The organism is Pseudomonas tructae, assembly GCF_004214895.1.
Classification (GTDB): domain Bacteria; phylum Pseudomonadota; class Gammaproteobacteria; order Pseudomonadales; family Pseudomonadaceae; genus Aquipseudomonas; species Aquipseudomonas tructae.
In genome coordinates this window covers 1438511-1463505 of the sequence record NZ_CP035952.1, presented here as the reverse complement: position 1 = coordinate 1463505, position 24995 = coordinate 1438511, and the positions used below count along the sequence as shown (strand labels likewise).

The 24995-nt window shown below is 62.3% G+C and carries 20 protein-coding genes and 1 pseudogene; 19 read left to right on the top strand and 2 right to left on the bottom strand.

Features of this window, described 5'->3' with window-relative positions; genetic code table 11:
* The first annotated feature begins 116 nt into the window (after positions 1-116).
* The 7 genes and pseudogenes from EXN22_RS06685 (at position 117) to EXN22_RS26635 (ending at position 7873) form a co-directional block, all read left to right on the top strand.
* A complete protein-coding gene (locus EXN22_RS06685) occupies positions 117-629 on the top strand; it encodes an RNA polymerase sigma factor (protein ID WP_130263317.1) in 513 nt (170 codons plus the stop codon).
* Between the two features lie 93 nt (positions 630-722).
* Positions 723-1685: a FecR family protein gene (locus EXN22_RS06680; RefSeq protein WP_130263316.1), complete on the top strand. Its 963-nt coding sequence runs from the start codon at positions 723-725 to the stop codon at positions 1683-1685.
* A 119-nt stretch (positions 1686-1804) separates the two neighbouring features.
* Positions 1805-4399 carry a TonB-dependent receptor gene (locus tag EXN22_RS06675; RefSeq protein ID WP_130263315.1) on the top strand — a complete coding sequence of 865 codons (2595 nt, stop codon included), beginning with the start codon at positions 1805-1807 and terminating at the stop codon, positions 4397-4399.
* Between the two features lie 145 nt (positions 4400-4544).
* Positions 4545-5159: a biliverdin-producing heme oxygenase gene (locus EXN22_RS06670; RefSeq protein ID WP_130263314.1), complete on the top strand. Its 615-nt coding sequence runs from the start codon at positions 4545-4547 to the stop codon at positions 5157-5159.
* 60 nt (positions 5160-5219) lie between these two features.
* A complete protein-coding gene (locus tag EXN22_RS06665; protein ID WP_130263313.1) occupies positions 5220-5645 on the top strand; it encodes a YbaN family protein in 426 nt (141 codons plus the stop codon).
* Positions 5646-5746: 101 nt separating this feature from the next.
* A pseudogene (locus EXN22_RS26640) lies at positions 5747-6967 on the top strand (PDC sensor domain-containing protein); the annotation flags it as partial.
* A 150-nt stretch (positions 6968-7117) separates the two neighbouring features.
* Positions 7118-7873 carry a methyl-accepting chemotaxis protein gene (locus tag EXN22_RS26635; RefSeq protein WP_407691962.1) on the top strand — a complete coding sequence of 252 codons (756 nt, stop codon included), beginning with the start codon at positions 7118-7120 and terminating at the stop codon, positions 7871-7873.
* A gap of 58 nt (positions 7874-7931) precedes the next feature.
* Here EXN22_RS26635 and arcD (EXN22_RS06655) read toward each other — a convergent pair whose 3' ends face one another.
* Entirely contained in the window at positions 7932-9359 is a 1428-nt protein-coding gene (arcD, locus tag EXN22_RS06655; RefSeq protein WP_130263311.1) for an arginine-ornithine antiporter, read from the bottom strand.
* 443 nt (positions 9360-9802) lie between these two features.
* Here arcD (EXN22_RS06655) and arcD (EXN22_RS06650) point away from each other — a divergent pair, with 443 nt between their 5' ends.
* The 12 genes from arcD (EXN22_RS06650) (at position 9803) to EXN22_RS06595 (ending at position 24073) form a co-directional block, all read left to right on the top strand.
* Positions 9803-11230: an arginine-ornithine antiporter gene (gene arcD, locus EXN22_RS06650; RefSeq protein WP_130263310.1), complete on the top strand. Its 1428-nt coding sequence runs from the start codon at positions 9803-9805 to the stop codon at positions 11228-11230.
* Positions 11231-11263: 33 nt separating this feature from the next.
* The gene (gene arcA / locus EXN22_RS06645; protein ID WP_130263309.1) at positions 11264-12520 is read left to right on the top strand and encodes an arginine deiminase; all 1257 of its coding nucleotides are present in this window, start codon (positions 11264-11266) and stop codon (positions 12518-12520) included.
* Positions 12521-12598: 78 nt separating this feature from the next.
* Positions 12599-13609, top strand: a complete 1011-nt coding sequence (locus tag EXN22_RS06640) for an ornithine carbamoyltransferase (protein WP_130263308.1) — start codon at positions 12599-12601, stop codon at positions 13607-13609.
* A 129-nt stretch (positions 13610-13738) separates the two neighbouring features.
* A complete protein-coding gene (arcC, locus tag EXN22_RS06635; RefSeq protein ID WP_130263307.1) occupies positions 13739-14668 on the top strand; it encodes a carbamate kinase in 930 nt (309 codons plus the stop codon).
* Positions 14669-14723: 55 nt separating this feature from the next.
* A complete protein-coding gene (locus tag EXN22_RS06630; RefSeq protein WP_130263306.1) occupies positions 14724-15089 on the top strand; it encodes a DUF5064 family protein in 366 nt (121 codons plus the stop codon).
* Positions 15090-15204: 115 nt separating this feature from the next.
* A complete protein-coding gene (locus EXN22_RS06625) occupies positions 15205-16713 on the top strand; it encodes a sigma-54-dependent transcriptional regulator (protein WP_130263305.1) in 1509 nt (502 codons plus the stop codon).
* A 273-nt stretch (positions 16714-16986) separates the two neighbouring features.
* Positions 16987-17370, top strand: coding sequence for a glycine cleavage system protein GcvH (gcvH, locus tag EXN22_RS06620; protein ID WP_130263304.1), 384 nt, complete (start codon positions 16987-16989; stop codon positions 17368-17370).
* Between the two features lie 10 nt (positions 17371-17380).
* Positions 17381-20236, top strand: coding sequence for an aminomethyl-transferring glycine dehydrogenase (gene gcvP, locus EXN22_RS06615; protein ID WP_130263303.1), 2856 nt, complete (start codon positions 17381-17383; stop codon positions 20234-20236).
* A gap of 89 nt (positions 20237-20325) precedes the next feature.
* Positions 20326-21702: an L-serine ammonia-lyase gene (locus tag EXN22_RS06610; RefSeq protein ID WP_130263302.1), complete on the top strand. Its 1377-nt coding sequence runs from the start codon at positions 20326-20328 to the stop codon at positions 21700-21702.
* A 28-nt stretch (positions 21703-21730) separates the two neighbouring features.
* Entirely contained in the window at positions 21731-22855 is a 1125-nt protein-coding gene (gcvT, locus tag EXN22_RS06605; protein ID WP_130263301.1) for a glycine cleavage system aminomethyltransferase GcvT, read from the top strand.
* A 349-nt stretch (positions 22856-23204) separates the two neighbouring features.
* Positions 23205-23417: a cold-shock protein gene (locus EXN22_RS06600; protein WP_007934683.1), complete on the top strand. Its 213-nt coding sequence runs from the start codon at positions 23205-23207 to the stop codon at positions 23415-23417.
* Between the two features lie 170 nt (positions 23418-23587).
* Positions 23588-24073 carry an RDD family protein gene (locus tag EXN22_RS06595; RefSeq protein WP_130263300.1) on the top strand — a complete coding sequence of 162 codons (486 nt, stop codon included), beginning with the start codon at positions 23588-23590 and terminating at the stop codon, positions 24071-24073.
* A gap of 59 nt (positions 24074-24132) precedes the next feature.
* On the opposite strand, the gene EXN22_RS06590 is transcribed toward EXN22_RS06595, so the two are convergent.
* On the bottom strand, positions 24133-24888 hold the full coding sequence (locus EXN22_RS06590) for a monalysin family beta-barrel pore-forming toxin (RefSeq protein ID WP_130263299.1): 756 nt from the start codon (positions 24886-24888) through the stop codon (positions 24133-24135).
* Between the last annotated feature and the right edge of the window lie 107 nt (positions 24889-24995).

The following is a 24995-nucleotide window of genomic DNA, read 5'->3' as shown; positions in this document are numbered from 1 at the left end:
TCCAGTGCCCGGACTGGCAATCGCGGGGCAAGCCCGCTCCCACAGATAGCGTCAGTACTTGACCTGCGCGTTGATGATAAGCATTATCATTCGCCACGCATTGGTCGAGTACCGCAGTGAGTCAGTCCCGGTTCAACACCGTTTTCCTTGCCCAGCGGGTCAGCCTGCTGCGCACCCTGCAGCGCATGGTGGATAACCCCAGCACTGCCGAAGACCTGTTGCAGGAGACCTACCTGCGGGTGACCCGCGCCCTCGGCGAACGCCCTATCGAGCACCTGGAACCCTTCGTGTTCCAGACCGCGCGCAACCTCGCCCTCGATCACCTGCGCGCGCGCCGGGCGCAGTCGCGCAACCTGGTCGACGATGTGCCCGAGCAGATCCTGCACAACGTTGCCGCCCCCAGCAGCAGCGCCGAAGACGCCGCCCACGCCGAACGGCTGCTCAAGCGCCTGAGCATCAGCCTTGCGCAATTGACCGAGCGCCAGCAACGCATCTTCATCCTCAGCCGCCTGCATGGCGCCAGCTACCTGGAAATCGCCGAGCAGTTGCAAGTATCGGCCAGCACGGTGCAGAAGGAACTGAAGCTGATCATGGCCATCTGTGTAGGGGTGGCCGACCGGCTGAAGTAAACAGCCTGTCGTGGATCGCAGCTAAAACCTTGCCATCCTCATGGATACCCCGGATCATTCGCACACAGCGCCCGCCCGCCAAGGACCCACCCCGTGACCGACAGTCCCTCCCCTAGCCCCTCGCCGCCTGGCCAGCCCGCCAGTGACCGTGCCATGGACCAGGCCCTGGACTGGCTGATCCGCCTGCAGTGCGCAAGCGTAGAAGACACCCAGGCATTCGAAGCCTGGCTCGAGGCCGACCCGGCCAACGCGACCGCCTATGTCGAAGCCGAAGCAATCTGGAACGGCGCTCCCTTGCGCCAGGCCGCCGGGCAGCTCAATCACCTCAAGCGTCGCTCGCTGCGCGCGCGCATCCGCACGCACTGGAAACCCTTGGCCACTGCTGCCGTGCTGCTGGTGACGGTGTTCACGGTCGGCAACCTGCCACTGCGTCTGCAAGCCGATCACCTGACCGTGGTGGGTGAACGTCAGCGGCTACAACTGGACGACGGCTCCAAAGTACTGCTCAACACCAATTCGGCCTTCGCCAGCGACCTGCGCGACAACCGCCAGGTGGCCAGACTGCTGCAGGGCGAGGCCTACTTCGAGATCCCCGGCGGCGCCCAGCCCGCACTGGAACTGCAAGCCGGACCACTGCGCGCCAGCGTGCGTGACACTGACTTTGCCGTGCGCTACCTCGACGGCGAGGCCCAGGTGCGGGTGCAGCGTGGTGATGTCGACCTGCAAGCCAGCAGCGACCAGCGCATTCGCCTCTCGGCGGGCGACAGCATCAGCGTCGGCCCCAACGGCTTCAGCCAGCGCGGGCGCCTCGATGCGCAAAAAGACCTGGCCTGGGTCCAGGGCCGCCTGGTGTTCGAGAACTGCCCCTTGAGCCAGGTGCTGGCGGAGTTGCGCCGCTACTACCCAGGCTTGATCATCAACGGCAATCAACACTTGGAAAACATCGCGGTGACCGGCAACTATCGCCTCGACCAACCGCTGGAAACCCTGCGCGCCCTGGCCCACATCACTTCAGCACAACTGCACGAATACCCGGCACTGGTGATTCTCAACTGAGCTGAAAGTTTTTTTACGCGATCCCTGAAGCTGTTACGTCTCGTTATAGCCAATGCAACTGATTCTTATTTTTGAGTCGGTACGCACCTATAACAATCGCGCCACAGGGAGCGCTTTCGATGCCCACCGGTTTCATTCGTCGGTCTTCAGTCACTTCACGCACCCCCGGCCTGCAGCGTTGCACGCTCTCCCTGTTGACCCTGGCCATGCTCGCCAGCGGCGCTTGCAGCCTGCCGGCGCTGGCCGCAGAGCCTGCCCAGGCCACGGCCCCGCGCATGGGCGATTATCGCTTCGCCATTGGCCAGCAGCCGCTGGTTTCGGCGCTTAACGCCTTCACCGCAGTCACTGGCTGGCAAGTGGGCTTTTCCGCCGAACTGGCCGAAGGCGTCGCCTCCCCGGGCGTGCACGGCTCACTCAAGCCTGAGGCCGCCCTGCAGCGCCTGCTTGCCGGTACCGGCCTGAACTACCGCACCCTGAGCAGCGGCAACGTCGTCATCGAACGCAGCGCCAGCAAGGCCATCGCCCTGCAGCAGATCACCATCAGCGCCACCCGCAACGCCCAGGACATCAGCCAGGTCCCCAGCACCGTCAGCGTGCAGACCCGTGAGCAACTGGACCGCCAGAACGTCAACAACATCAAGGAACTGGTGCGTTACGAACCCGGCGTCTCGGTCAGCGGCACCGGCCAGCGCAGTGGCCTGAACGGCTACAACATTCGTGGTATCGACGGCGAGCGGGTACTGACCCAGATCGACGGCGTGTCGATCCCCGACAGTTTCTTCTTCGGCCCTTACGCCCAGACCCAGCGCAACTACGTCGACCCTGAAATCGTCAAGCGCGTGGAGATCCTCCGCGGCCCGGCCTCGGTGCTGTACGGCAGCAACGCCATCGGCGGCGCGGTCAGCTACTTCACCCTCGACCCCGATGACATCATCAAGCCCGGCAAGGACGTTGGCGCCCGCCTGAAGACCGGCTACAGCTCGGCCGACGAAAGCTGGCTGAACTCGGCCACCGTTGCCGGCCGCCAGGGCGAGTTCGACGGCCTGCTGCATCTGAGCCAGCGCAATGGCCATGAAACCGAGTCCTACAGCAGCCACGGCGGCACGGGCCTGGCGCGCACCGCCGCCAACCCCGAGGATGTGCGCACCACCAACATCCTGGCCAAGGCCGGCTGGAACTACGCCGATGACGCGCGCCTGGCCTTCACTTACGAAAACTACAAGGACGACCGCGACCTGGAGCAGAAGAGCGCGGTGGGCGGGCCGTTCCTTCCCGGCATCGGCGCCATGAACTCGTACCGCGACCGGACCGGCAACGACACCGTGACCCGCGAGCGTTTCGGCATCAACCATGAGTTCGCCCTGGGCAGCATGCTGGCCGACAACATCAAGTGGAGTCTGAACTACCAGATCGGCAAGACCGACCAGCGTACCGAAGAGCTCTACTTTGCCTCGGGCCGCCAGGTGTTTCGTGACCGCCAGACCACCTACAAGGACCGCCAGTGGGTGTTCGACGCGCAACTGGACAAAGCCTTCAGCATTGGCACAACCGACCACCTGCTGACCTACGGCACCACCCTCAAGCACCAGAAGGTCACCGGCTCGCGCAGCGGCACCGGCACCTGCCTGAACGTTGGCGGCGCCTGCCGCTTCATCGGCCAGATCAGCGCTAATGACACCCAGGCACTGGTCAGCGATTTCCCTGATCCGACCGTCAACACCTACAGCCTGTTCGCCCAGGACGAGATCCGTTGGAACCAGTGGACCTTCCTGCCGGGTGCGCGCTACGACTACACCAAACTCAAGCCACACATGACCGACGAGTTCCTGCGTGGTGTAGGCGCTGGCCCCAACGACCCTGTCGACGACGATGCCAAGAAATGGCACCGCGTCTCGCCCAAGTTCGGCCTGACCTATGCTTTCAACGACAACTACACCTGGTACGGCCAGTACGCCGAAGGCTTCCGCACCCCGACCGCCAAGGCGCTGTACGGCCGCTTCGAGAACCCGGGCCTTGGCTACAGCGTGCGTGGCAACTCCAACCTCGAGCCGGAAAAGAGCAAAAGCTACGAGACCGGCCTGCGCGGCAACTTCGATGCAGGTAACTTCGATGTCGCGGTGTTCTATAACAAGTACCGCGACTTCATCAACGAAGACGCCGTGCAGGGCAACAACCTGGGCCAGACCTTCGAAGCCAATAACATCAAGCACGCCACCATCAAGGGGGCCGAGTTCAAGGGCCGCCTGAACCTCGACGCTTTCGGCGCGCCACAAGGCCTGTATACCCAGGGCTCGCTGGCCTATGCCTATGGCCGCAACGACGACACCGGTCAGCCGCTCAACAGCGTCAACCCGCTGACCGCGGTGATGGGCCTGGGTTACGAGCAGGAGCAATACGGCGCGCTGCTGAGCTGGACCCTGGTCAAGCGCAAGAACCGTGTTGACGACACCACCTTCTTTGCTCCCGACGGCACCAGCAAGCAGTTCCGCACCCCCGGCTACGGCGTGCTCGACCTGACCGGCTTCTACAAGGTCAGCGACGACATCACCGTCAATGCCGGCCTGTACAACCTGACCGACAAGAAGTACTGGCAGTGGGATGACGTACGCGGCTACGACGGCCTTGGTGAAGCAGCGGTGACCGCCCCGGCCAACCTCGACCGCCTGACCATGCCGGGCCGTAATTTCGCCATCAACCTGGTCTGGGATATTTGAGCCCAATCGCGGGGCAAGCCCGCTCCTACCGTTTGTGTAGGAGCGGGCTTGCCCCGCGAAAAACCGTACAGGTGAGGTTTTTTTACTGTCGCGCGTCTTCTCATTCGTCTAGTCATCAGGCACGCCCATTTCGCAAGGAATCACCATGACCGCCGCTACCACCACCGAACGCGCCAGCCTGCGTTCGCAACGCTTGAACCAGCTGACCCACGCGCCGCACACCGAACTGGACGCCCTGGTCAAATCCCACGCGCCGTTCGAAACCCGCGAGAGCTTCGCCCGCTTTGTCGTCGCCCAGTACCTGTTCCAGTCCGAACTCAAGGCGCTGTACACCGACCCGGCGCTGATTGCCATCGTCCCTGACCTGGCCGAGCGCTGCCGCGCCGAACAGGCCGGCCTGGACCTGGCTGACCTGAACACCGAAATCCCCGCCGACTTCGCCGGCGCCGTGCAGAGCCCAAGCCTGGGTGAAGCCATGGGTTGGATCTTCGTTTCCGAAGGCTCCAAGCTTGGCGCCGCGTTCCTGATCAAGCGCGCCGTCGTTCTGGGCCTGTCCGACAACTTCGGTGCCCGCCACCTGGGCGAGCCGGCCGGTGGCCGCGCCGAAGGCTGGAAACAGTTCACCCGTATCCTCGACGGCCTGGAACTGAGCGCCGAAGAAGAAGCCAAGGCCGAGCAAGGCGCCGTGGCCGCCTTCGAGCGTTTCACCGAACTGCTCAAACACGCTTACGCCACTGCGCCTAAAGCCGAACTGGCCTGATGCGCCGTACCCGGTTACCCTCGCGGTAACCGGGCCTTGCCCGTGCACACCGACAAGCCCATGACCCGCCCAGTCGCTTCAAAACTCTCACGCCTGCTTTTCGGCCTGCTGGCTTACGTCAGCCTGGGCATCGGCCTTGTGGCCATCGTGATTCCCGGCCTGCCCACCACCGAATTCATCCTGCTCGCCGCCTGGGCCGCCACCCGCAGCTCGCCACGCCTGAGCGCCTGGCTGGAAAACCACCGGCTGTTCGGGCCGATCCTGAGCAACTGGCGCAACGGCAAGGTAATCCAGCGCCGGGCCAAGGTCAGCGCCACCGTCAGCATGCTGCTGTGCGCAAGCCTGATGCTGGTGTTCCTCGATCATCATTGGCCGGTGTTTCTCGCCATTACCGGCATGGCCCTGGGCAACCTGTGGATCTGGTCACGGCCAGAAGCCGCACCCTTGAGCCTCGCCGACCGTTCATCGGCGGGCACTCATGGCTAAGGCGATAAAGCCGATGCACTGTTATCGCTAAAAGGATGTAGCGAATCGAGCCAGCCCTGCTGCTCGGTCCTCTACCGGCCTGCCTTTTAGCGAGTACGTCCATGTTCGACACGCTCTCGATCCGCCTGAAAATCGTCCTGCTCTCCGGCCTCTGCCTGCTTGGCGTGGTCGCCCTCGTGGTCGGTATCAACCTGTATCAATCGCACCAGAGCGATGAACTGGTTGGCGAGGCCAGCACCACCATGCTCACCCGCAACGTCCAGGCCCTGCTGCAGGCCCGCGCCGGCGAAAAAGCCGAAATGCTGCGGCGTACCTTCAGCGACAGCCAGACCGTCATTACCGCACTCGCCGACCAGGTCCAGGACCTGCAGCAACTGGCCCGCGAGCGGGGCCTGAGCGGCGGTGAGCTGCGCGCAGCGATCAACCAGAGCCTGGCCACCAGCTTCAAACGCAACCCGGATGTTCTGGGCATATGGCTGGCCTTCGAGGCCGAAGGCATGGAAGGTGGCGACAGCGCCTTTGCCAACGATGCCAAGCACCTGAGCAACGAAAGCGGCCGCTTCGCCAGCTACTGGAGCCGCGCCCAGGGCCAGGCCCTGAACACGGTGATCAGCGACGTCGACCTGAACAAGACCGAGATCAACCTCAGCGGCACGCCCTACAACGTCTGGTACACCTGCTCGCGCAACAGTGCCCGCGCCTGCCTGCTCGAACCCTACTCAGACACCGTCGGCGGCAAGCAGATGCTGATGACCAGCATCACTGTGCCGCTGCTGCACAACGGCAAGGTGATCGCCGTGGCAGGTGTGGATATCTCCCTCGATGCCCTGCAGTCCGCTGCCGCCCAAGCCCAGCAAGAGCTGTTCAACGGCGCCGGCCAACTGATGATCGTTGCCCCCAGCGGCCTGCTGGCGGCCAACAGCAACGATGCCGCCAAGGTCGGCAAGAACATTGGACAGGACGGCCAGCAGGCGCTGCAGACCATCGCCAGCAACCAGTCGCTGATCCTTGAGCAGGGCGAGGCCATCCGCGCGGTCAACCCTGTCCAGCCAATCACCGACAGCAAACCCTGGGGCATTCTCATCGACCTGCCCAAGCAGGTGCTGCTGGCCGACGCCATCAGCCTGCAGGCCACCCTCGAAGACGCCCGCACCAGCGGCACGCTCAAGGTGGTGCTGTTCGCCACGCTGGCCGGCCTGGTTGGCTTGCTGCTGATGTGGCTGACCGCGACCGGGGTGACCCGGCCGCTCAATACCGTGGCGAGCATGCTCGAAGACATCGCCAGCGGTGAAGGCGACCTGACCCAGCGCCTGCGCTATGCGCGCAAGGATGAGCTAGGCCGCTTGACCGGCGGCTTCAACCGCTTTCTCGACAAGTTGCAGCCGACCATCGCCCAGATCAAGCAGAGCATCACCCAGGCCCGGGCCACCGCCGATCAGTCCTCGGCGATTGCCCAACGCACCAGCGAAGGCATGCAGGTGCAGTTCCGCGAAATCGACCAGGTGGCCACCGCCTCCAACGAAATGAGCGCCACCGCCCACGATGTTGCCAACAGCGCCGCCAGTGCCGCCGATGCCGCACGCGGCGCCGATCGCTCGGCCAAAGACGGCATGGCGATCATCGAGCGCAGCACCCGCGACATCACCGTACTCGCAGAACAGGTCAGCAAGGCGGTAAGCGAAGTGGAAACCCTGGCGCAGAACAGCGAACAGATCGGTTCGGTGCTGGAAGTGATCCGCAGCATCGCCGAACAGACCAACCTGCTGGCGCTGAACGCCGCCATCGAAGCGGCCCGCGCCGGTGAAAGCGGTCGCGGGTTTGCCGTGGTCGCCGACGAAGTGCGCAACCTGGCACGCCGCACCCAAGACTCGGTGGAGGAAATCCGCCAGGTGATCGAGCGTATCCAGAGCAACACCCGCGAGGTGGTTGCAACCATGCATTCGAGCCACGGCAAGGCCCAGGAGAACGCCGGGCAGATCCACCAGGCAGTCCAGGCGCTGGACAAGATCAGCGAAGCGGTGACCGTGATCAGCGACATGAACCTGCAGATCGCCAGCGCTGCCGAGCAGCAGAGCGCGGTGGCCGAAGAGGTCAACCGCAACGTTTCGGCGATCCGCGGCGTGACCGAAACCCTCACCGGCCAGGCTGCAGAATCGGCGCAGGTGAGCAGCCAGCTCAACACCCTGTCCACGCAGCAGATGGCCTTGATGGATCAGTTCAGGGTGTAAAGTTATCGCGGGGCAAGCCCGCTCCCACAGTGTGGGAGCGGGCTTGCCCCGCGATGCTTTAAAGGCTCAGCACCCCACTGTACAACCCATAAGCCGCCAGCCCCGCCCCCACCAGCACGGCAGCAAAGATCAGCTTCTCCCAGGTGGTAAACAACGCTTGCCCCTGCTCATGCTTGGCACGGGCAAACAGGATCACCCCCGGCGCATACAGCAGCGCTGACAGCAGCAGGTACTTGAGCCCGCCGGCGTACAGCAGCCAGATTGCATACACCAGCGCAATCGCGGCAATCAGCAGGTCCTTGCGCCGCGCCCCCGGGTGCCCCTCATAGGACTCACCGCGCAGCGCCAGCAGCACCGCATAGGCCGCCGACCACAGGTAAGGCACCAGGATCATCGACGACGCCAGGTAAATCAGGCTGGTATAGGTACCGGCCGAGAACAGCGTGATCAGCAAGAACAGCTGAATCATCACATTGGTCAGCCACAGGGCATTGGCCGGCACGTGATTGGCGTTTTCCCTGGCCAGAAAGCGCGGCATGGTCTGGTCGCGCGCCGTGGCAAACAGGATCTCGGCGCACAACAAGGCCCACGAAAGCAACGCGCCCAACAGCGATACCGCCAGGCCGATACTGATCAACAAGGCCCCCCAGGGCCCGACGATATGCTCCAGCACCGAGGCCAGCGACGGGTTCTGCAGGGCCGCAAGCTCCGGCTGGGTCATGACTCCGAGCGACAGCACGTTGACCAGCACCAGCAAGGCCAGCACGCCGATAAAGCCGATCACCGTGGCCTTGCCGACGTCCGAGCGCTTCGCCGCCCGGCCCGAGTAGACGCTGGCGCCCTCGATGCCGATAAACACGAAGACCGTCACCAGCATCATGTTGCGCACCTGGTCGAGCACACTGCCGAATTTCGGGTTGCTCAGGCCCCAGATATCACGGGTGAAAATGTCGGCGCGAAAGGCCACGGCAGCAATGACGATAAACATCACCAGCGGCACGATCTTGGCTACGGTGGTCACCTGGTTGATGAACGCCGCCTCTTTGATCCCGCGCAACACCAGAAAATGTACCGCCCACAGCAGCAACGAGGCACAGGCAATGGCGATTGGCGTATTGCCTTCGCCAAACACCGGAAAGTAGAAGCCCAGGGTGCTGAACAGCAATACGAAATAGCCGACGTTGCCCAGCCAGGCACTGATCCAGTAACCCCAGGCCGAAGAAAAGCCCATGTACTCGCCAAAGCCGGCCTTGGCGTAGGCATACACCCCGGAGTCGAGCTCGGGTTTGCGGTTGGCCAGGGTCTGGAACACGAAGGCCAGCGCCAGCATGCCCACCGCCGTGATACCCCAGCCGATCAATACCGCACCGACGTCGGCACGTGCAGCCATGTTTTGTGGCAGCGAGAAAATCCCGCCGCCGATCATCGAGCCGACCACCAAGGCGATCAACGCACCCAGGCGTAGTTTCTGTCCAGATTCGGACATGCCGATCCCCTTTCTGTCTCGTGTTTGTAATACCAGCAGTACACCCTGAGTTAAATATAAGCCGAGTGTAAGCGTCTATATGTATTAAACCACTAAGCGCGACCTGCTCATAACTAGCGACTCTATGCGGACCGAACTAAATGGTGAGTTTTGTGCACAATCTCCGCTTCTTCAAGCGAATAAGAAATTTTCTCATGGAAAATTTGCGATTCCGCCAAAACGGACTAGCTTCAACTCTCGCAGCCCCGCAAGAGCGATTGCTCTAAAACGCCATGGAGGTGCCAGTTGACAAGGCTTGCAGTACCGCGACCGACAGCCTCCGGGAGGCTGTTTCAGTCACTGATTTGCAATGGAATGTCCTGATGAACTGACCTGAATCAGCTAACGACTTCGCCGCTGGATTTATTCTAGCGTCATCTCTTCTCCTGCTATGGAGTTATTCAATGTCAGACGCTCCCGGAAAACTACGACTTGGTGCGCTGGTTGCACTTGTTGTCGGCTCGATGATCGGCGGCGGGATCTTTTCGTTGCCGCAAAACATGGCCGCAAGTGCTGATGTAGGCGCTGTTCTGATCGGTTGGGGCATTACCGCCATCGGTATGCTGACCCTGGCTTTCGTGTTCCAGACCCTGGCCAACCGCAAGCCTGACCTGGACGGCGGGGTGTACGCCTACGCCAAGGCCGGCTTCGGCGATTACATGGGCTTTTCTTCGGCTTGGGGCTACTGGATCAGTGCCTGGCTGGGCAACGTCGGCTACTTCGTGTTGCTATTCAGTACCCTCGGCTACTTCTTCCCGATCTTTGGCGAGGGCAACACGCCGGCAGCCGTCATTGGTGCCTCGGTACTGCTCTGGGCCGTGCATTTTTTGGTACTGCGCGGCATCAAGGAAGCGGCGTTCATCAACCTGGTCACCACCGTGGCCAAGGTCGTGCCGCTGGCGTTGTTCATCCTGATCGCCCTGTTCGCTTTCAAACTGGACATCTTCACCGCTGACATCTGGGGTTCGATGAACCCTGACCTGGGCAGCGTAATGAACCAGGTGCGCAACATGATGCTGGTCACCGTCTGGGTGTTCATCGGCATCGAAGGCGCGAGCATCTTCTCGGCCCGGGCGGAAAAGCGCTCGGACGTGGGCAAGGCCACAGTCATCGGTTTCATCACCGTGCTGCTGTTCCTGGTGCTGGTCAACGTGCTGTCGCTGGGCATCATGACCCAACCGGAACTGGCCAAGCTGCAGAACCCGTCGATGGCCGCCGTGCTTGAGCACGTGGTCGGTCACTGGGGTGCGGTGCTGATCAGCGTCGGCCTGATCGTCTCGCTGCTCGGTGCCCTGCTGTCCTGGGTGCTGCTGTGCGCCGAGATCATGTTCGCCGCCGCCAAAGACCACACCATGCCGGAGTTCCTGCGCCGCGAGAACGCCAACCATGTGCCGGCCAATGCCCTGTGGCTGACCAACGCCATGGTGCAGATCTTCCTGGTCATCACCCTGTTCTCGGCCAGTACCTACCTGTCGCTGATCTACCTCGCCACCTCGATGATCCTGGTGCCTTACCTGTGGTCGGCCGCCTATGCCTTCCTGCTCGCCCTGCGCAGTGAAACCTACGAACAGGCCCTGGCCGAACGCAAGAAAGACCTGGTCATCGGCGCTATCGCCCTGGTCTACGCGGTCTGGCTGCTGTACGCCGGCGGCGTCAAATACCTGCTGCTCTCAGCGCTGCTCTATGCCCCTGGCGTGATCCTGTTCGCCAAGGCCAAGCGTGAGGTCGGCCAACCGATTTTTACCAACGTGGAGAAGCTGATCTTCGCCGCCGTGGTCCTGGGCGCCCTGGTGGCTGCCTATGGCCTGTACGACGGCTTCCTGACTCTGTAACCCCCCGTTTTCGCAACTTGGAGGAAATGAACCATGTCCACGGATAAAGCTAAGTACGGCGTACATTCCGAAGCCGGCAAACTGCGCAAAGTAATGGTCTGCTCCCCTGGCCTGGCACACCAGCGCCTGACCCCGAGCAACTGCGACGAGCTACTGTTCGACGACGTCATCTGGGTCAACCAGGCCAAGCGCGACCACTTCGACTTCGTCACCAAAATGCGCGAGCGTGGCATCGAAGTGCTGGAAATGCACAATCTGCTGACCGACATCGTCGCTCAACCTGAAGCACTGAAATGGATTCTCGACCGCAAGATCACCCCCGATACCGTCGGTGTCGGCCTGACCAACGAAGTGCGCAGCTGGCTCGAAGGCCTGGAGCCGCGCAAACTGGCCGAGTTCCTGATTGGCGGCGTGGCCGGTGAAGACCTGCCCGACAGCGAAGGCGCCAGCGTCATCAAGATGTACCGCGACTACCTGGGCCACTCCAGCTTCCTGCTCGACCCACTGCCCAACACCCAGTTCACCCGCGACACCACCTGCTGGATCTACGGCGGCGTGACACTGAACCCGATGTACTGGCCAGCGCGACGTCAGGAAACCTTGCTGACCACCGCCATCTACAAGTTCCACCCTGAGTTCACCAATGCCAACTTCGACATCTGGTACGGCGATCCGGATCACGACCACGGCAAGGCCACCCTCGAAGGCGGCGACGTCATGCCGATCGGCAATGGCGTGGTCCTGATCGGCATGGGCGAACGCACCTCGCGCCAGGCCATCGGCCAACTGGCGCAATCGCTGTTCGCCAAGGGCGCGGTCGAGAAGGTCGTCGTCGCCGGCTTGCCGAAATCCCGTGCGGCGATGCACCTGGACACTGTGTTCAGCTTCTGCGACCGCGACCTGGTCACGGTCTTCCCCGAAGTGGTCAAGGAAATCATCCCGTTCGTCATTCGCCCCGACAGCAGCAAGCCGTATGGCATGGATGTACGCCGCGAGAACAAATCGTTCCTCGAGGTGGTCGCCGAATCCCTCAACCTCAAGCAACTGCGCGTGGTCGAGACCGGCGGCAACAGCTTTGCCGCCGAGCGCGAGCAGTGGGATGACGGCAACAACGTGGTGGCGTTGGAGCCCGGCGTGGTCATCGGCTACGACCGCAACACCTACACCAACACCCTGCTGCGCAAGGCCGGGGTCGAAGTCATCACCATCAGCGCCGGCGAACTGGGCCGTGGCCGCGGCGGCGGTCACTGCATGACCTGCCCGATCGTGCGTGACCCAATCGACTACTAAAACGACCTCCACCGCCTGCACCCACGGGTGCAGGCGGGCCGATCACCGCTTTCCGTTCTCAAGAACAGGAGAATCATCATGGCGTTCAACATCCACAACCGTAACCTGCTGAGCCTGGAACACCACACCCCTCGCGAGTTGCGCTACCTGCTGGACCTGTCCCGCGACCTGAAACGTGCCAAGTACACCGGCACCGAGCAGCAGCACCTCAAAGGCAACAACATTGCGCTGATCTTCGAGAAAACCTCGACCCGCACCCGTTGCGCCTTCGAAGTGGCTGCCTACGACCAGGGCGCCAACGTCACCTACATCGACCCCAACTCCTCGCAGATCGGCCACAAGGAAAGCATGAAGGACACCGCCCGGGTGCTCGGACGCATGTATGACGCCATCGAGTACCGTGGCTTCAAGCAGGAAATCGTCGAAGAGCTGGCCAAGTTCGCCGGCGTACCGGTGTTCAACGGCCTGACCGACGAGTACCACCCGACCCAGATGATCGCCGACGTGCTGACCATGCGTGAACACGCCGACAAGCCGATCCACGAGATCAGCTACGCCTACCTGGGCGATGCGCGTAACAACATGGGTAACTCGCTGCTGCTGGTCGGCGCCAAGCTCGGCATGGACGTACGCATCTGCGCGCCCAAAGCCCTGTGGCCCCACGACGACCTGGTCGCCCGTTGCAAGAAATACGCAGAAGAAAGCGGCGCACGCATCACTCTGACCGAAGACCCGAAAGCGGCGGTCAAGGGCGTCGACTTCATCCACACCGACGTCTGGGTATCGATGGGCGAGCCGGTTGAAGCCTGGGCCGAGCGCATCACCCAACTGCTGCCGTACCAGGTCAACGCCGAGCTGATGAAAGCCACCGGCAACCCGCGGACCAAGTTCATGCACTGCCTGCCGGCGTTCCACAACTCCGACACCAAGGTCGGCAAACAGATCGCCGAGCAGTACCCGCACCTGGCCAACGGTATCGAAGTGACCGACGACGTGTTCGAGTCGCCGGCCTGCATCGCCTTCGAGCAGGCGGAAAACCGCATGCACACCATCAAGGCGATCCTGGTCTCGACCCTGGCTGACCTGTAATCCAGCTGACCACTTCTGTGGGAGCGGGCTTGCCCCGCGATAACGTCACCGCGGTGCAGCAGATGCACCGCCATCGCGGGGCAAGCCCGCTCCTACAGGGTGGCATCTCTTTCCTAGAAGGACATCATCATGCGTATCGTTGTTGCATTGGGCGGCAACGCCCTGCTGCGCCGTGGCGAACCCATGACTGCAGACAATCAGCGCGCCAATATCCGCATCGCCGCCGAGCAGATCGCCAAGATCCATTCGGGCAACGAGCTGGTCATCGCCCACGGCAATGGCCCGCAAGTCGGCCTGCTGTCGTTGCAAGCGCAATCCTACAAGCCCGACGAAGCCTACCCGCTGGATGTGCTCGGGGCTGAAACCGAAGGCATGATCGGTTACATCATCGAACAGGAACTGGGCAACTTGCTGGACTTCGAAGTACCGTTCGCCACCCTCCTGACCCAGGTCGAGGTGGACGCGAACGATCCGGCCTTCAAGGACCCGACCAAGTTCATCGGCCCGGTCTACAGCAAGGAAGACGCCGAACGCCTGGCCAAGGAAAAAGGCTGGGTGGTCAAGGCCGACGGCGACAAGTACCGTCGTGTGGTGGCCAGCCCCAAACCCAAGCGCATCTTCGAGATCCGCCCGATCAAATGGCTGCTGGAAAAGAACAGCATCGTGATTTGCGCCGGCGGCGGTGGCATCCCCACCATGTATGACGAGAATCGCAAGCTCAAGGGCATCGAGGCGGTGATCGACAAGGACCTGTGCTCGGCGTTGCTGGCCGAACAGCTGGACGCCGACCTGCTGGTGATCGCCACCGACGTCAACGCCGCGTTCATCGACTACGGCAAGCCGACCCAGAAGGCCATTGCCCAGGCGCATCCGGACGAGCTCGAGCGTCTGGGCTTTGCCGCAGGCTCCATGGGCCCGAAAGTCCAGGCGGCTTGCGACTTTGCGCGTAACACCGGCAAAGTCGCGGTGATCGGTTCGCTGGCCGACATCGAGGAGATCGTCAAGGGTACTGCCGGTACCCGGGTGAGCACCTCGAAGCCTGGAATCAGCTACCGTTGAATGCAGTGGGCGGGCTTGCGGGCCCGCCGTTTTCAACTTTCCGGAGGATTCCATCATGGCCCAGTTTCAACCCGGTCACGTGCATATCGAGCGCACTGCACTGAATAAGGCTGATCACAGTTACGACCTGAATATCGAGTACGCAGTAGTCCGGGAAGCCAACAAACACGGCATTGATTTCCACATGCATGGGAGCATCGAAGGCAAGACCGTGGAGGAGAAGTTCTTCCTGAGCAAGGAAGAGGTACTGCCGAGCTTCCTGAGTGTTGCCACGCGCAGGGCGCAGAGCTACATGCCGTCGCCCAAGAAATTCGAGAGCCTGGGCTCAACGCACAAGATCTACGACCTGATGTTCGAGGACATTCGCGAGAAACTGGATGTGAAATCGGGGGATTCGGTCAATCCCGAACACTTCGAATAGCCTTCGGGCCTCTTCGCGGGGCAAGCCCGCTCCTACATTGGTGGGAGCGAGCTTGCCCCGCGAAGAGGCCGCACAGCATACTTGCCGCCTTCGGCAGCCTTGAATCCCCCTCCCCATGCGCATCCACGTCAGTTTCATCGACCGCGTCGGCATCACCCAGGAAGTGCTGGCCCTGCTCGGCGCCCGCAACCTCAACCTGGACGCCGTGGAGATGGTGCCGCCGAACGTCTACATTGACGCCCCGACCCTCAGCCCCCATGTCCTCGAAGAACTGCACGATGCGCTGTTCAACGTGCAGGGCGTGCAAACCGTGCAAGTGGTCGACATCCTCCCCGGCCAACGCCGTCACCTGCAACTCGATGCCCTGCTCGCGGCCATGAGCGACCCAGTGCTGGCGCTAGACAGTGCCGGCCATGTCTTGCTGGCCAACCCGGCACTGGTGGCGCTGTGCGGGCAGGAGCCGTCCGACCGTTCGGTGGCCGACCTGTTTGGCGACCCAGGCCTGCTCGACGCGTTGATCGAGCAAGGCTTTCACTTGCCGATGCGCGAAGTCACCCTCAATGGCCAGACCCTGCTGCTCGACGCTACGCCGATCACCAATGCCGGCGCCCTGCTGACCCTGTACCAGCCCAACCGCATCGGTGAGCGGCTGTCGGCGCTGCACCATGACCACGCCGAAGGCTTCGATGCGCTGCTCGGTGATTCGCCGCCTATCCGCACCCTCAAGGCCCGCGCCCTGCGTGTGGCGGCCCTGGATGCGCCGCTGTTGATTCACGGCGAAACAGGCACCGGCAAAGAGCTGGTGGCCCGCGCCTGCCACGCCATCAGCAGCCGCCACAACGCGCCGTTTCTGGCCCTCAACTGCGCCGCGCTGCCGGAGAACCTGGCCGAAAGCGAGCTGTTCGGCTACGCCCCCGGCGCCTTTACCGGCGCGCAGCGCGGTGGCAAGCCGGGGCTGATGGAACTGGCCAACCAGGGCACGGTGTTTCTCGACGAGATCGGCGAGATGTCGCCGTACCTGCAGGCCAAGCTGTTGCGCTTTCTCAATGACGGCAGCTTCCGTCGGGTTGGTGGCGACCGTGAGGTGAAGGTCAATGTGCGCATCCTCAGCGCCACCCACCGCGACCTGGAAAAGATGGTCGCCGAAGGCAGCTTTCGCGAAGACCTGTTCTACCGCCTGAACGTGCTCAACCTGCAGGTACCGCCGCTGCGCGAGCGTGGCCAGGACATCCTGCTGCTGGCGCGCTACTTCATGCAGCAGGCCTGTACCCAGATCCAGCGGCCATTGTGCCGCCTCGCCCCGGCCACCTACCCGGCGCTGCTGGGCAACCGCTGGCCGGGCAACGTACGCCAGTTGCAGAACGTAATCTTCCGCGCCGCAGCCATCAGTGAGAGCAGCCTGGTGGACATCGGCGACCTGGACATCGCTGGCACCTCGGTCGCCCGTGGCCACGATGCCGAAGTCGATAGCCTGGAACAGGCCGTGGAAGACTTTGAACGCAGCCTATTGACCAAGCTCTACAGCAGCTACCCTTCTACCCGCCAGCTGGCCAGCCGCCTGCAGACCTCGCACACCGCCATCGCCCATCGCCTGCGCAAATACGGCATCCCGGCCAAGCCCTGATCACGTGTAGCGAAATCAATACGCCGTATCGAAATCAATACAGCACAGTTTCGAGGCCATGGTGCAAGGTTCTGATCCACTTGCGCTTTTTTTCCCGGCCTGTGCTGTAGCGATTTCACTACAGCAGACGATCATCTAATCTCCATAAATTATTTAACATATTGATTTATAACGATATTTTATAAATGGCCGCATTATTGCTAAGGCATTCCTCATCCCTGGCTCACCTGAGCCACGCCTACAGCCGTCCCCTGCGGCCTTTGAGGAGTTTCCATGAGCGAGTTGCGTTTTACCGAAGATCACGAATGGCTGCGTAGCGAAGCAGACGGCAGCGTCACCGTCGGAATTACCGCCTTCGCCCAGAAAGCCCTGGGCGATGTGGTCTTCGTGCAACTGCCAGAGCTGCAACGCTACGAGCAAGGCGCCGAAGCCTCGACCGTCGAGTCGGTCAAGGCCGCCAGCGGTGTGTACATGCCCCTGACCGGCGAAGTGGTCGCCGTCAACGAGCAACTCGAAGGCAATCCCGAGCTGGTCAACGAAGACCCGCTGGGGGAAGGCTGGTTCTTCCGTTTCATCCCGGCCGACGCCGGCGCCGTCGCGCAGCTGCTCGACGAGGAGGCCTACGACCGCCTGATCAAAGCCAACGCCGACGCCTGAGGAAACCACCATGACCATCAACCTCGGCACTGCCAACGAATTTATCGCCCGCCACATCGGCCCGCGCCAGCACGACGAGCAGCACATGCTCGCCACCCTCGGTTTCGACTCGCTGGACGCGATGAGCGCTGCGGTCATTCCCGACAGCATCAAGGGCACCAGCGTCCTGGAACTGGGCGCAGGGCAAAGCGAAGCCCAGGCCCTGGCCTCGCTCAAGGCCATCGCCGGCAACAACCAGCTGTTCAAGAGCTTCATCGGCCAGGGCTACTACAACTGCCACACTCCGGCGCCAATCCTGCGCAACCTGCTGGAGAACCCGGCCTGGTACACCGCCTACACCCCTTACCAACCTGAGATTTCCCAGGGCCGCCTGGAAGCGCTGCTCAACTTCCAGACCCTGATCAGCGACCTCACCGGCCTGCCGATCGCCAACGCCTCCCTGCTCGACGAAGCCACCGCCGCCGCCGAAGCCATGACCTTCTGCAAGCGCCTGAGCAAGAACAAGGCTAGCCACGCCTTCTTCGCGTCCGTGCATTGCCACCCGCAGACCCTCGACGTGCTGCGCACCCGTGCCGAACCGCTGGGTATCGAAGTCGTGGTGGGTGACGAGCGCCAATTGAGCGATGTCAGCGCTTACTTCGGCGCCCTGCTGCAGTACCCGGCCAGCAGCGGTGAAGTCTTCGACTACCGTGAATTGGTCGAGCGCTTCCATGCGGCCAATGCCCTGGTCGCCGTGGCCGCCGACCTGCTGGCCCTGACCCTGCTGACCCCGCCGGGTGAGTTCGGCGCCGACGTGGCCATCGGCAGCGCCCAGCGCTTCGGTGTACCGCTGGGCTTCGGTGGCCCGCACGCGGCCTACTTCTCCACCCGCGATGCGTTCAAGCGCGACATGCCAGGCCGCCTGGTCGGCGTGTCGATCGACCGCTTCGGCAAGACCGCCCTGCGCCTGGCCATGCAGACCCGCGAGCAGCATATCCGCCGCGAGAAGGCCACCAGCAACATCTGCACCGCCCAGGTATTGCTGGCCAACATCGCCAGCATGTACGCCGTGTACCACGGCCCCCAAGGCCTGAAGCAGATCGCCGAACGCACCCACGCGCTGACTGCGATCCTCAAGGCCGGCTTGCAGCAACTGGGCGTTGCGGTGCAAGTCGAACACTTCTTCGACACCCTGACCCTGGCCACCGGCGACGCCACCGCCACCTTGCATGAGCAGGCCCGCGCCCAGCGCCTGAACCTGCGCCAGATCGATGCTCAGCGCCTGGGCCTGTCGCTGGATGAAACCAGCACCCAGGCCGACGTCGAAGCGCTGTGGCAGCTGTTTGCCGAGGGCAAAGCCACTCCAGACTTCGCCGCCCTGGCGGCCAGCGTGCTGGCGCAATTGCCTGCCGCCCTGCTGCGCCAGTCGGCGATCCTCGAGCACCCGGTGTTCAACCGCTACCACAGCGAAACCGAGCTGATGCGCTACCTGCGCCGCCTGGCCGACAAGGACCTGGCTCTGGACCGCACCATGATCCCGCTGGGCTCGTGCACCATGAAGCTCAATGCCGCCAGCGAAATGATCCCGGTGACCTGGGCCGAGTTCGGCAACCTGCACCCCTTCGCACCCGCCGAGCAGAGCCAGGGCTACCAGCAACTGACCAGCGAGCTGGAGGCCATGCTCTGCGCCGCCACCGGCTACGACGCCGTGTCGCTGCAGCCCAACGCCGGCTCCCAGGGCGAATACGCAGGCCTGCTGGCCATCCGCGCCTACCACCAGAGCCGTGGCGACGCGCGCCGTGACATCTGCCTGATCCCGTCCTCGGCCCACGGCACCAACCCGGCCACCGCCCACATGGCCGGCATGCGCGTGGTGGTCACCGCCTGTGACGCCCGTGGCAACGTCGACATCGACGACCTGCGAGCCAAGGCCATCGAGCACCGCGAGCACCTCGCCGCGCTGATGATCACCTACCCCTCGACCCACGGCGTGTTCGAAGAAGCCATCGGCGAGATCTGCGCGATCATCCACGACAACGGCGGCCAGGTGTACATCGACGGCGCCAACATGAACGCCATGGTCGGCCTCTGCGCCCCGGGCAAGTTCGGCGGCGACGTGTCCCACCTGAACCTGCACAAGACCTTCTGCATCCCTCACGGCGGCGGCGGCCCGGGCGTCGGTCCGATCGGCGTCAAGTCGCACCTGGCACCGTTCCTGCCCGGCCATGCACACATGGACAACAAGCAGGGCGCGGTCTGCGCCGCACCGTTCGGCAGCGCCAGCATCCTGCCGATCACCTGGATGTACATCCGCATGATGGGTGGCGCCGGGCTCAAGCGCGCATCGCAAATGGCCATCCTCAATGCCAACTACATCGCCCGCCGCCTGGAAGAGCACTATCCTGTGTTGTACACCGGCAGCAACGGCCTGGTGGCGCATGAGTGCATTCTCGACTTGCGTCCGATCAAGGACAGCAGCGGCATCAGCGTCGATGACGTGGCCAAGCGCCTGATCGACTTCGGTTTCCACGCCCCGACCATGTCGTTCCCGGTGGCCGGTACGCTGATGATCGAACCGACCGAAAGTGAGTCTAAAGAAGAACTGGACCGCTTCTGCGAGGCGATGATCCGCATCCGCGAAGAGATTCGTGCGGTAGAGAGCGGCAGCCTGGACAAGGACGACAACCCGCTGAAGAACGCCCCGCACACCGCCGCCGAAATCGCCGGTGAGTGGAGCCATCCGTACAGCCGCGAGCAGGCTGTGTATCCGCTGGCGTCGCTGGTGGAAGGCAAGTACTGGCCACCGGTCGGCCGCGTCGACAACGTGTTCGGCGACCGTAACCTGGTGTGTGCCTGCCCGTCGATCGAGGCTTATCAGGAGGTCTGACGGCCTCCATCGCGGGGCAAGCCCGCTCCCACAGGATGTGGGAGCGGGCTTGCCCCGCGATGCTCTTGACCATCAATGAGGGTACGACCATGTCACTAAGCGTCTTCGACCTGTTCAAGATCGGCATCGGCCCCTCCAGTTCCCATACCGTAGGCCCGATGCGCGCTGCTGCGCGCTTCGCCGATGGCCTGCGGCGCGATGGCCTGCTGACCGCCACCGCCTGCGTCAAGGCCGAACTCTATGGCTCGCTCGGTGCCACCGGCAAAGGGCACGGCAGCGACAAGGCCGTGCTCCTGGGCCTTGAAGGCGAGCACCCCGACAGTGTCGACACCGACAGCATTCCCGCCCGCCTGCAGGCGATCCGCAGCAGCGGTCGGCTGAACCTGTTGGGCGAGCACAGCATCGACTTCGTCGAAAAACAGCACCTGGCGATGATCCGCAAGCCGCTGGCCTATCATCCCAACGGCATGATCTTTCGCGCCTTCGACGCCGCCGGCCTGCAGATCCGCAGCCGCGAGTACTACTCGGTGGGCGGTGGCTTCGTGGTCGATGAAGATGCCGCCGGCGCCGACCGCATCGTCGAAGACAGCACCGTGCTGCCCTTCGCGTTCACGACCGCCAAGCAACTGCTCGGCCATTGCGCTGCGCAAAACCTGTCAATCAGCCAGATCATGCTGGCCAACGAGGCCGCCTGGCGGCCGGAAAGCGAAACCCGTAGCGGCCTGCTGCATATCTGGCAGGTCATGCAGGACTGTGTCTCGGCCGGCTGCCGCAACGAAGGCATCCTGCCCGGCGGGCTCAAGGTCAAGCGCCGGGCTGCGGCGCTCTACCGCCAACTGTGCAGCAACCCCGAAGCGAGCCTGCGCGATGCCCTGTCGGTGCTCGACTGGGTCAACCTGTACGCCTTGGCGGTCAATGAAGAAAACGCCTTTGGCGGACGTGTGGTCACCGCGCCGACCAATGGCGCCGCCGGCATTGTCCCGGCGGTACTGCACTACTACATGCGCTTTATTCCCGGCGCCAACGACGACGGCGTGGTGCGTTTTCTGCTTACCGCCGCCGCCATCGGCATCCTCTATAAAGAAAACGCCTCGATCTCCGGTGCCGAAGTCGGTTGCCAGGGCGAGGTGGGCGTTGCCTGTTCAATGGCTGCCGGCGCCTTGTGCGAAGTCATGGGTGGCAGCGTGCAACAAGTGGAGAACGCCGCCGAGATCGGCATGGAACACAACCTGGGCCTGACGTGCGATCCGATTGGCGGGCTGGTCCAGGTGCCTTGCATCGAACGCAACGCCATGGGTTCGGTCAAGGCCATCAACGCGGTGCGCATGGCTCTGCGCGGCGACGGGCAGCACTACGTCTCGCTGGATAAAGTCATCCGCACCATGCGCCAGACCGGCGCCGACATGAAAAGCAAATACAAGGAGACCGCCCGCGGCGGTCTGGCCGTCAACATCATCGAATGCTGACACCCTCTCAAGCCCCAAGGAGTCATCAATGTCTACCCAAACGCTGCTCAAGACCCCGCTGCACGCCCTGCACCTGGAGCTGGGCGCACGCATGGTGCCGTTCGCCGGTTACGACATGCCGGTCCAGTACCCGCTGGGGGTGATGAAAGAGCACCTGCATAGCCGCGAGCAGGCTGGCCTGTTCGATGTATCGCACATGGGCCAGATTCGTCTGAGCGGTGCCAGTGCCGCCAAGGCCCTGGAAACCCTGGTACCGGTCGACATCATCGACCTGCCGGTGGGCATGCAGCGCTATGCCATGTTCACCAACGAACAAGGCGGCATTCTCGACGACCTGATGGTCGCCAACCTGGGCAACGACGAACTGTTCCTGGTGGTCAACGCCGCCTGCAAGGACCAGGACCTGGCGCACCTGCGCAAGCACATCGGCGAGCAGTGCCAGATCCAGCCACTGTTCGAGGAGCGCGCGCTGCTTGCCCTGCAGGGCCCGGCGGCGGTCAAGGTGCTGGAGCGCCTGGCGCCTGAAGTGGCGAAGATGACCTTCATGCAGTTCCAGCCGGTACGACTGTTGGACGCCGACTGCTATGTCAGCCGCTCGGGCTATACCGGTGAAGACGGTTTCGAGATTTCAGTTCCGGCGCAGCGTGCCGAAGCCCTGGCCCGTCGCCTGCTGGCCGAGCCGGAAGTGGCTGCCATCGGCCTGGGCGCACGCGACTCGTTGCGCCTGGAAGCTGGCCTGTGCTTGTACGGCCACGACATGAACACCCAGACCACGCCAATCCAAGCCAGCCTGCTCTGGGCCATCTCCAAGGTGCGTCGTGCCGATGGCGAGCGCGCCGGTGGTTTCCCCGGTGCGGCGGCAATCTTTGCTCAGCAGCAAAGCGGCGTTGCGCGCAAACGCGTGGGATTGTTGCCACAGGAACGTACGCCAGTACGCGAAGGTGCCGAGATCGTCGATGAGACGGGCACTGTAATCGGCAGCATCTGCAGCGGTGGCTTCGGGCCGTCGCTCAATGCGCCGGTGGCGATGGGGTATCTGGACACAGCCCACAGCGCACTGGATACAGCGGTGTGGGCGATTGTTCGTGGCAAGCGCGTAGCGATGAAAGTCAGCAAGATGCCGTTCGTTGCCCAACGCTATTATCGCGGCTGAATCGTTACTTGAAACAGGGTGTCATGACGCGTTCGGACTTTCGGATCCGAACGTGTTTCCTCACTTTCGAAAAGCCTTGCAACAGCGCTTCGAATGGGCCAGAAAAAATCCCCCGAACGGCCGCTAAAAGGCACAGCGGCAGCGGTCTGCAGGGCTTGTTTTTGTCTTCAAAGTTAGCGTATTGTCTGTGCACTGTGTTTGCATGGGTCGCTATGGTTCGTGACCTGGGCAGTAGCGCTGAGATTTGCTACAACCCGTTCGACGTCTCTTACTTTCCTGCAACCCAGCCCAGTACTCTTTCATTTGGAAGAAGCTGTTACTAATTCTAAGTTTCAAAGGAAATAAGACAATGTCCCAACGTCAGAGCGGTACCGTCAAGTGGTTTAACGACGAGAAAGGTTTTGGTTTCATCACTCCAGAAAGCGGTCCGGATCTGTTCGTACATTTCCGCGCTATTCAGGGTAACGGCTTCAAAAGCCTGAAAGAAGGTCAGAAGGTTACTTTCGTTGCTGTGCAAGGCCAGAAAGGCATGCAGGCTGACGAAGTTCAAGCCGAAGGCTGATCTTCCTCTACAAAGAAGCCTCTGCTGGCAACAGCAGGGGCTTTTTTGTGCCCGCTGGGTAGGAGCGGGCTTGCCCCGCGATTGCGGTTTGACAGATAAACGGTGTCGCAAGGCAACGAATCGTCCGCGTAATTTCGTAGAATGGCGGTTTTGCGCAAAGAGGCCCTTGTATGCCCAAGCAGTTGTTACAGCCCCAGGGCGAATTCCCGGTTGTCGACCTGGGTCGCCGTCTGGCCGCCATGTTCTACGACTTTCTGCTGTGCACCGCGCTGCTGATCGTCACCGCCGGCGCCTACAAGATGATCCAGATGGCCTTCATTGGCGAGTCGCGCATGCGCGAGCTGACTGAAGCCGGTGCCCTGGATGGCGATCCGTTGCTATCGACCATCCTGCTGTTCGCCCTGTTCGGCTTCTTCGCCAAGTTCTGGACCCACGGCGGCCAGACCCTGGGTATGCAGGTATGGGGTATCCGCGTGCAGAACGTCGACGGTAGCGCCATCAGCCTGTGGCAGGCCTTGCTGCGCTTTGTCGTAGCGATTGGCTCATGGTTGTGCCTGGGCCTGGGCTTCTTCTGGGTGCTGTTGGACAAACGCAAGCGCAGTTGGCACGACATCTATTCGGACAGCCAACTCGTGCGTATTCCCAAGAAAAAGTGAACCCCAGAGGTGGGCCTGGCGACATAGCCCACCGCTACTCTGCTTCACGGGCCCCTACGTCAGTAGCGAAGACGTGGATTGATGTCTGCGGAGTAAAAGTCGATCTTGAACGCAGCGTCATTTGAATTGGGATCATCATTGGCCTGTGGATCGAAACCTTCCATCAGCACGATTCTCTGAACGTCCTCCCAGTCCAGAGGGCTGACGGCAGCCTCGCCTTTGACGGTAACCGTTTTGTTGGTCGCGACCGACGACAAGTAGTACAGGTCCAGCACGCGCCCTCTCAGCAATTGCTTGTGATACTTGAAATGCGCGGCCATCGACTTGCCCGCTGAATCGGCACAATGCGCATACACCATGTACAGCTGATAAACCGTGAACACACCTGGCCCTTTCAGGGTTACTTCCTTGGCGTGGGACTTTTCATTTGTCCAGGTTTCCGTCTGGCTATAGCCCATCTCAAGACCGGCGCTAGCATTGATAATATCAATGCTTGGACTGATGTCGTACTTGACGCTCAAGGACTGAGTAAAAGCTCTGCTATACCCCTGGGCGACGGTGACCGACTCCTTGAATTCGGCCTGATCTTCCAGGCGAATAATATCCACCTGCTCAAGGTAGGCAAATACCGGTCGACTGTAAGTGTGCCAGTTCTGCCTACCGATAAATACATCACCCCGCACGGTTTCCCCCTCCACCCAACAGCCTTGCCTCAGCCCGTGCGCCCCCGCAAGCAGGTACCTGTCGATCTTCGCAGACCCACGTAGCAACGGATAACCCTTGCGGTGCTCCGGATAAGACTCGTGCTTTTCCATAACTGCTCTCCATCTTGATGATTGAGTAAGTTGAACAACTTAAATCAATCACCTTATGTGAACAGCCGGAAATCATTACCTTGTACCAACGTCCGACAGCGCTCGCC

Coding starts and splice junctions, on each gene's coding strand:
- EXN22_RS06675 (WP_130263315.1), top strand. CDS start 1,805: ATGCCCACCGGTTTCATTCGTCGGTCTTCAGTCACTTCACGCACCCCC.
- EXN22_RS06670 (WP_130263314.1), top strand. CDS start 4,545: ATGACCGCCGCTACCACCACCGAACGCGCCAGCCTGCGTTCGCAACGC.
- EXN22_RS06665 (WP_130263313.1), top strand. CDS start 5,220: ATGACCCGCCCAGTCGCTTCAAAACTCTCACGCCTGCTTTTCGGCCTG.
- EXN22_RS26635 (WP_407691962.1), top strand. CDS start 7,118: ATGCAGGTGCAGTTCCGCGAAATCGACCAGGTGGCCACCGCCTCCAAC.
- arcD (WP_130263311.1), bottom strand. CDS start 9,359: ATGTCCGAATCTGGACAGAAACTACGCCTGGGTGCGTTGATCGCCTTG.
- arcD (WP_130263310.1), top strand. CDS start 9,803: ATGTCAGACGCTCCCGGAAAACTACGACTTGGTGCGCTGGTTGCACTT.
- arcA (WP_130263309.1), top strand. CDS start 11,264: ATGTCCACGGATAAAGCTAAGTACGGCGTACATTCCGAAGCCGGCAAA.
- EXN22_RS06640 (WP_130263308.1), top strand. CDS start 12,599: ATGGCGTTCAACATCCACAACCGTAACCTGCTGAGCCTGGAACACCAC.
- arcC (WP_130263307.1), top strand. CDS start 13,739: ATGCGTATCGTTGTTGCATTGGGCGGCAACGCCCTGCTGCGCCGTGGC.
- EXN22_RS06630 (WP_130263306.1), top strand. CDS start 14,724: ATGGCCCAGTTTCAACCCGGTCACGTGCATATCGAGCGCACTGCACTG.
- EXN22_RS06625 (WP_130263305.1), top strand. CDS start 15,205: ATGCGCATCCACGTCAGTTTCATCGACCGCGTCGGCATCACCCAGGAA.
- gcvH (WP_130263304.1), top strand. CDS start 16,987: ATGAGCGAGTTGCGTTTTACCGAAGATCACGAATGGCTGCGTAGCGAA.
- gcvP (WP_130263303.1), top strand. CDS start 17,381: ATGACCATCAACCTCGGCACTGCCAACGAATTTATCGCCCGCCACATC.
- EXN22_RS06610 (WP_130263302.1), top strand. CDS start 20,326: ATGTCACTAAGCGTCTTCGACCTGTTCAAGATCGGCATCGGCCCCTCC.
- gcvT (WP_130263301.1), top strand. CDS start 21,731: ATGTCTACCCAAACGCTGCTCAAGACCCCGCTGCACGCCCTGCACCTG.
- EXN22_RS06600 (WP_007934683.1), top strand. CDS start 23,205: ATGTCCCAACGTCAGAGCGGTACCGTCAAGTGGTTTAACGACGAGAAA.
- EXN22_RS06595 (WP_130263300.1), top strand. CDS start 23,588: ATGCCCAAGCAGTTGTTACAGCCCCAGGGCGAATTCCCGGTTGTCGAC.
- EXN22_RS06590 (WP_130263299.1), bottom strand. CDS start 24,888: ATGGAAAAGCACGAGTCTTATCCGGAGCACCGCAAGGGTTATCCGTTG.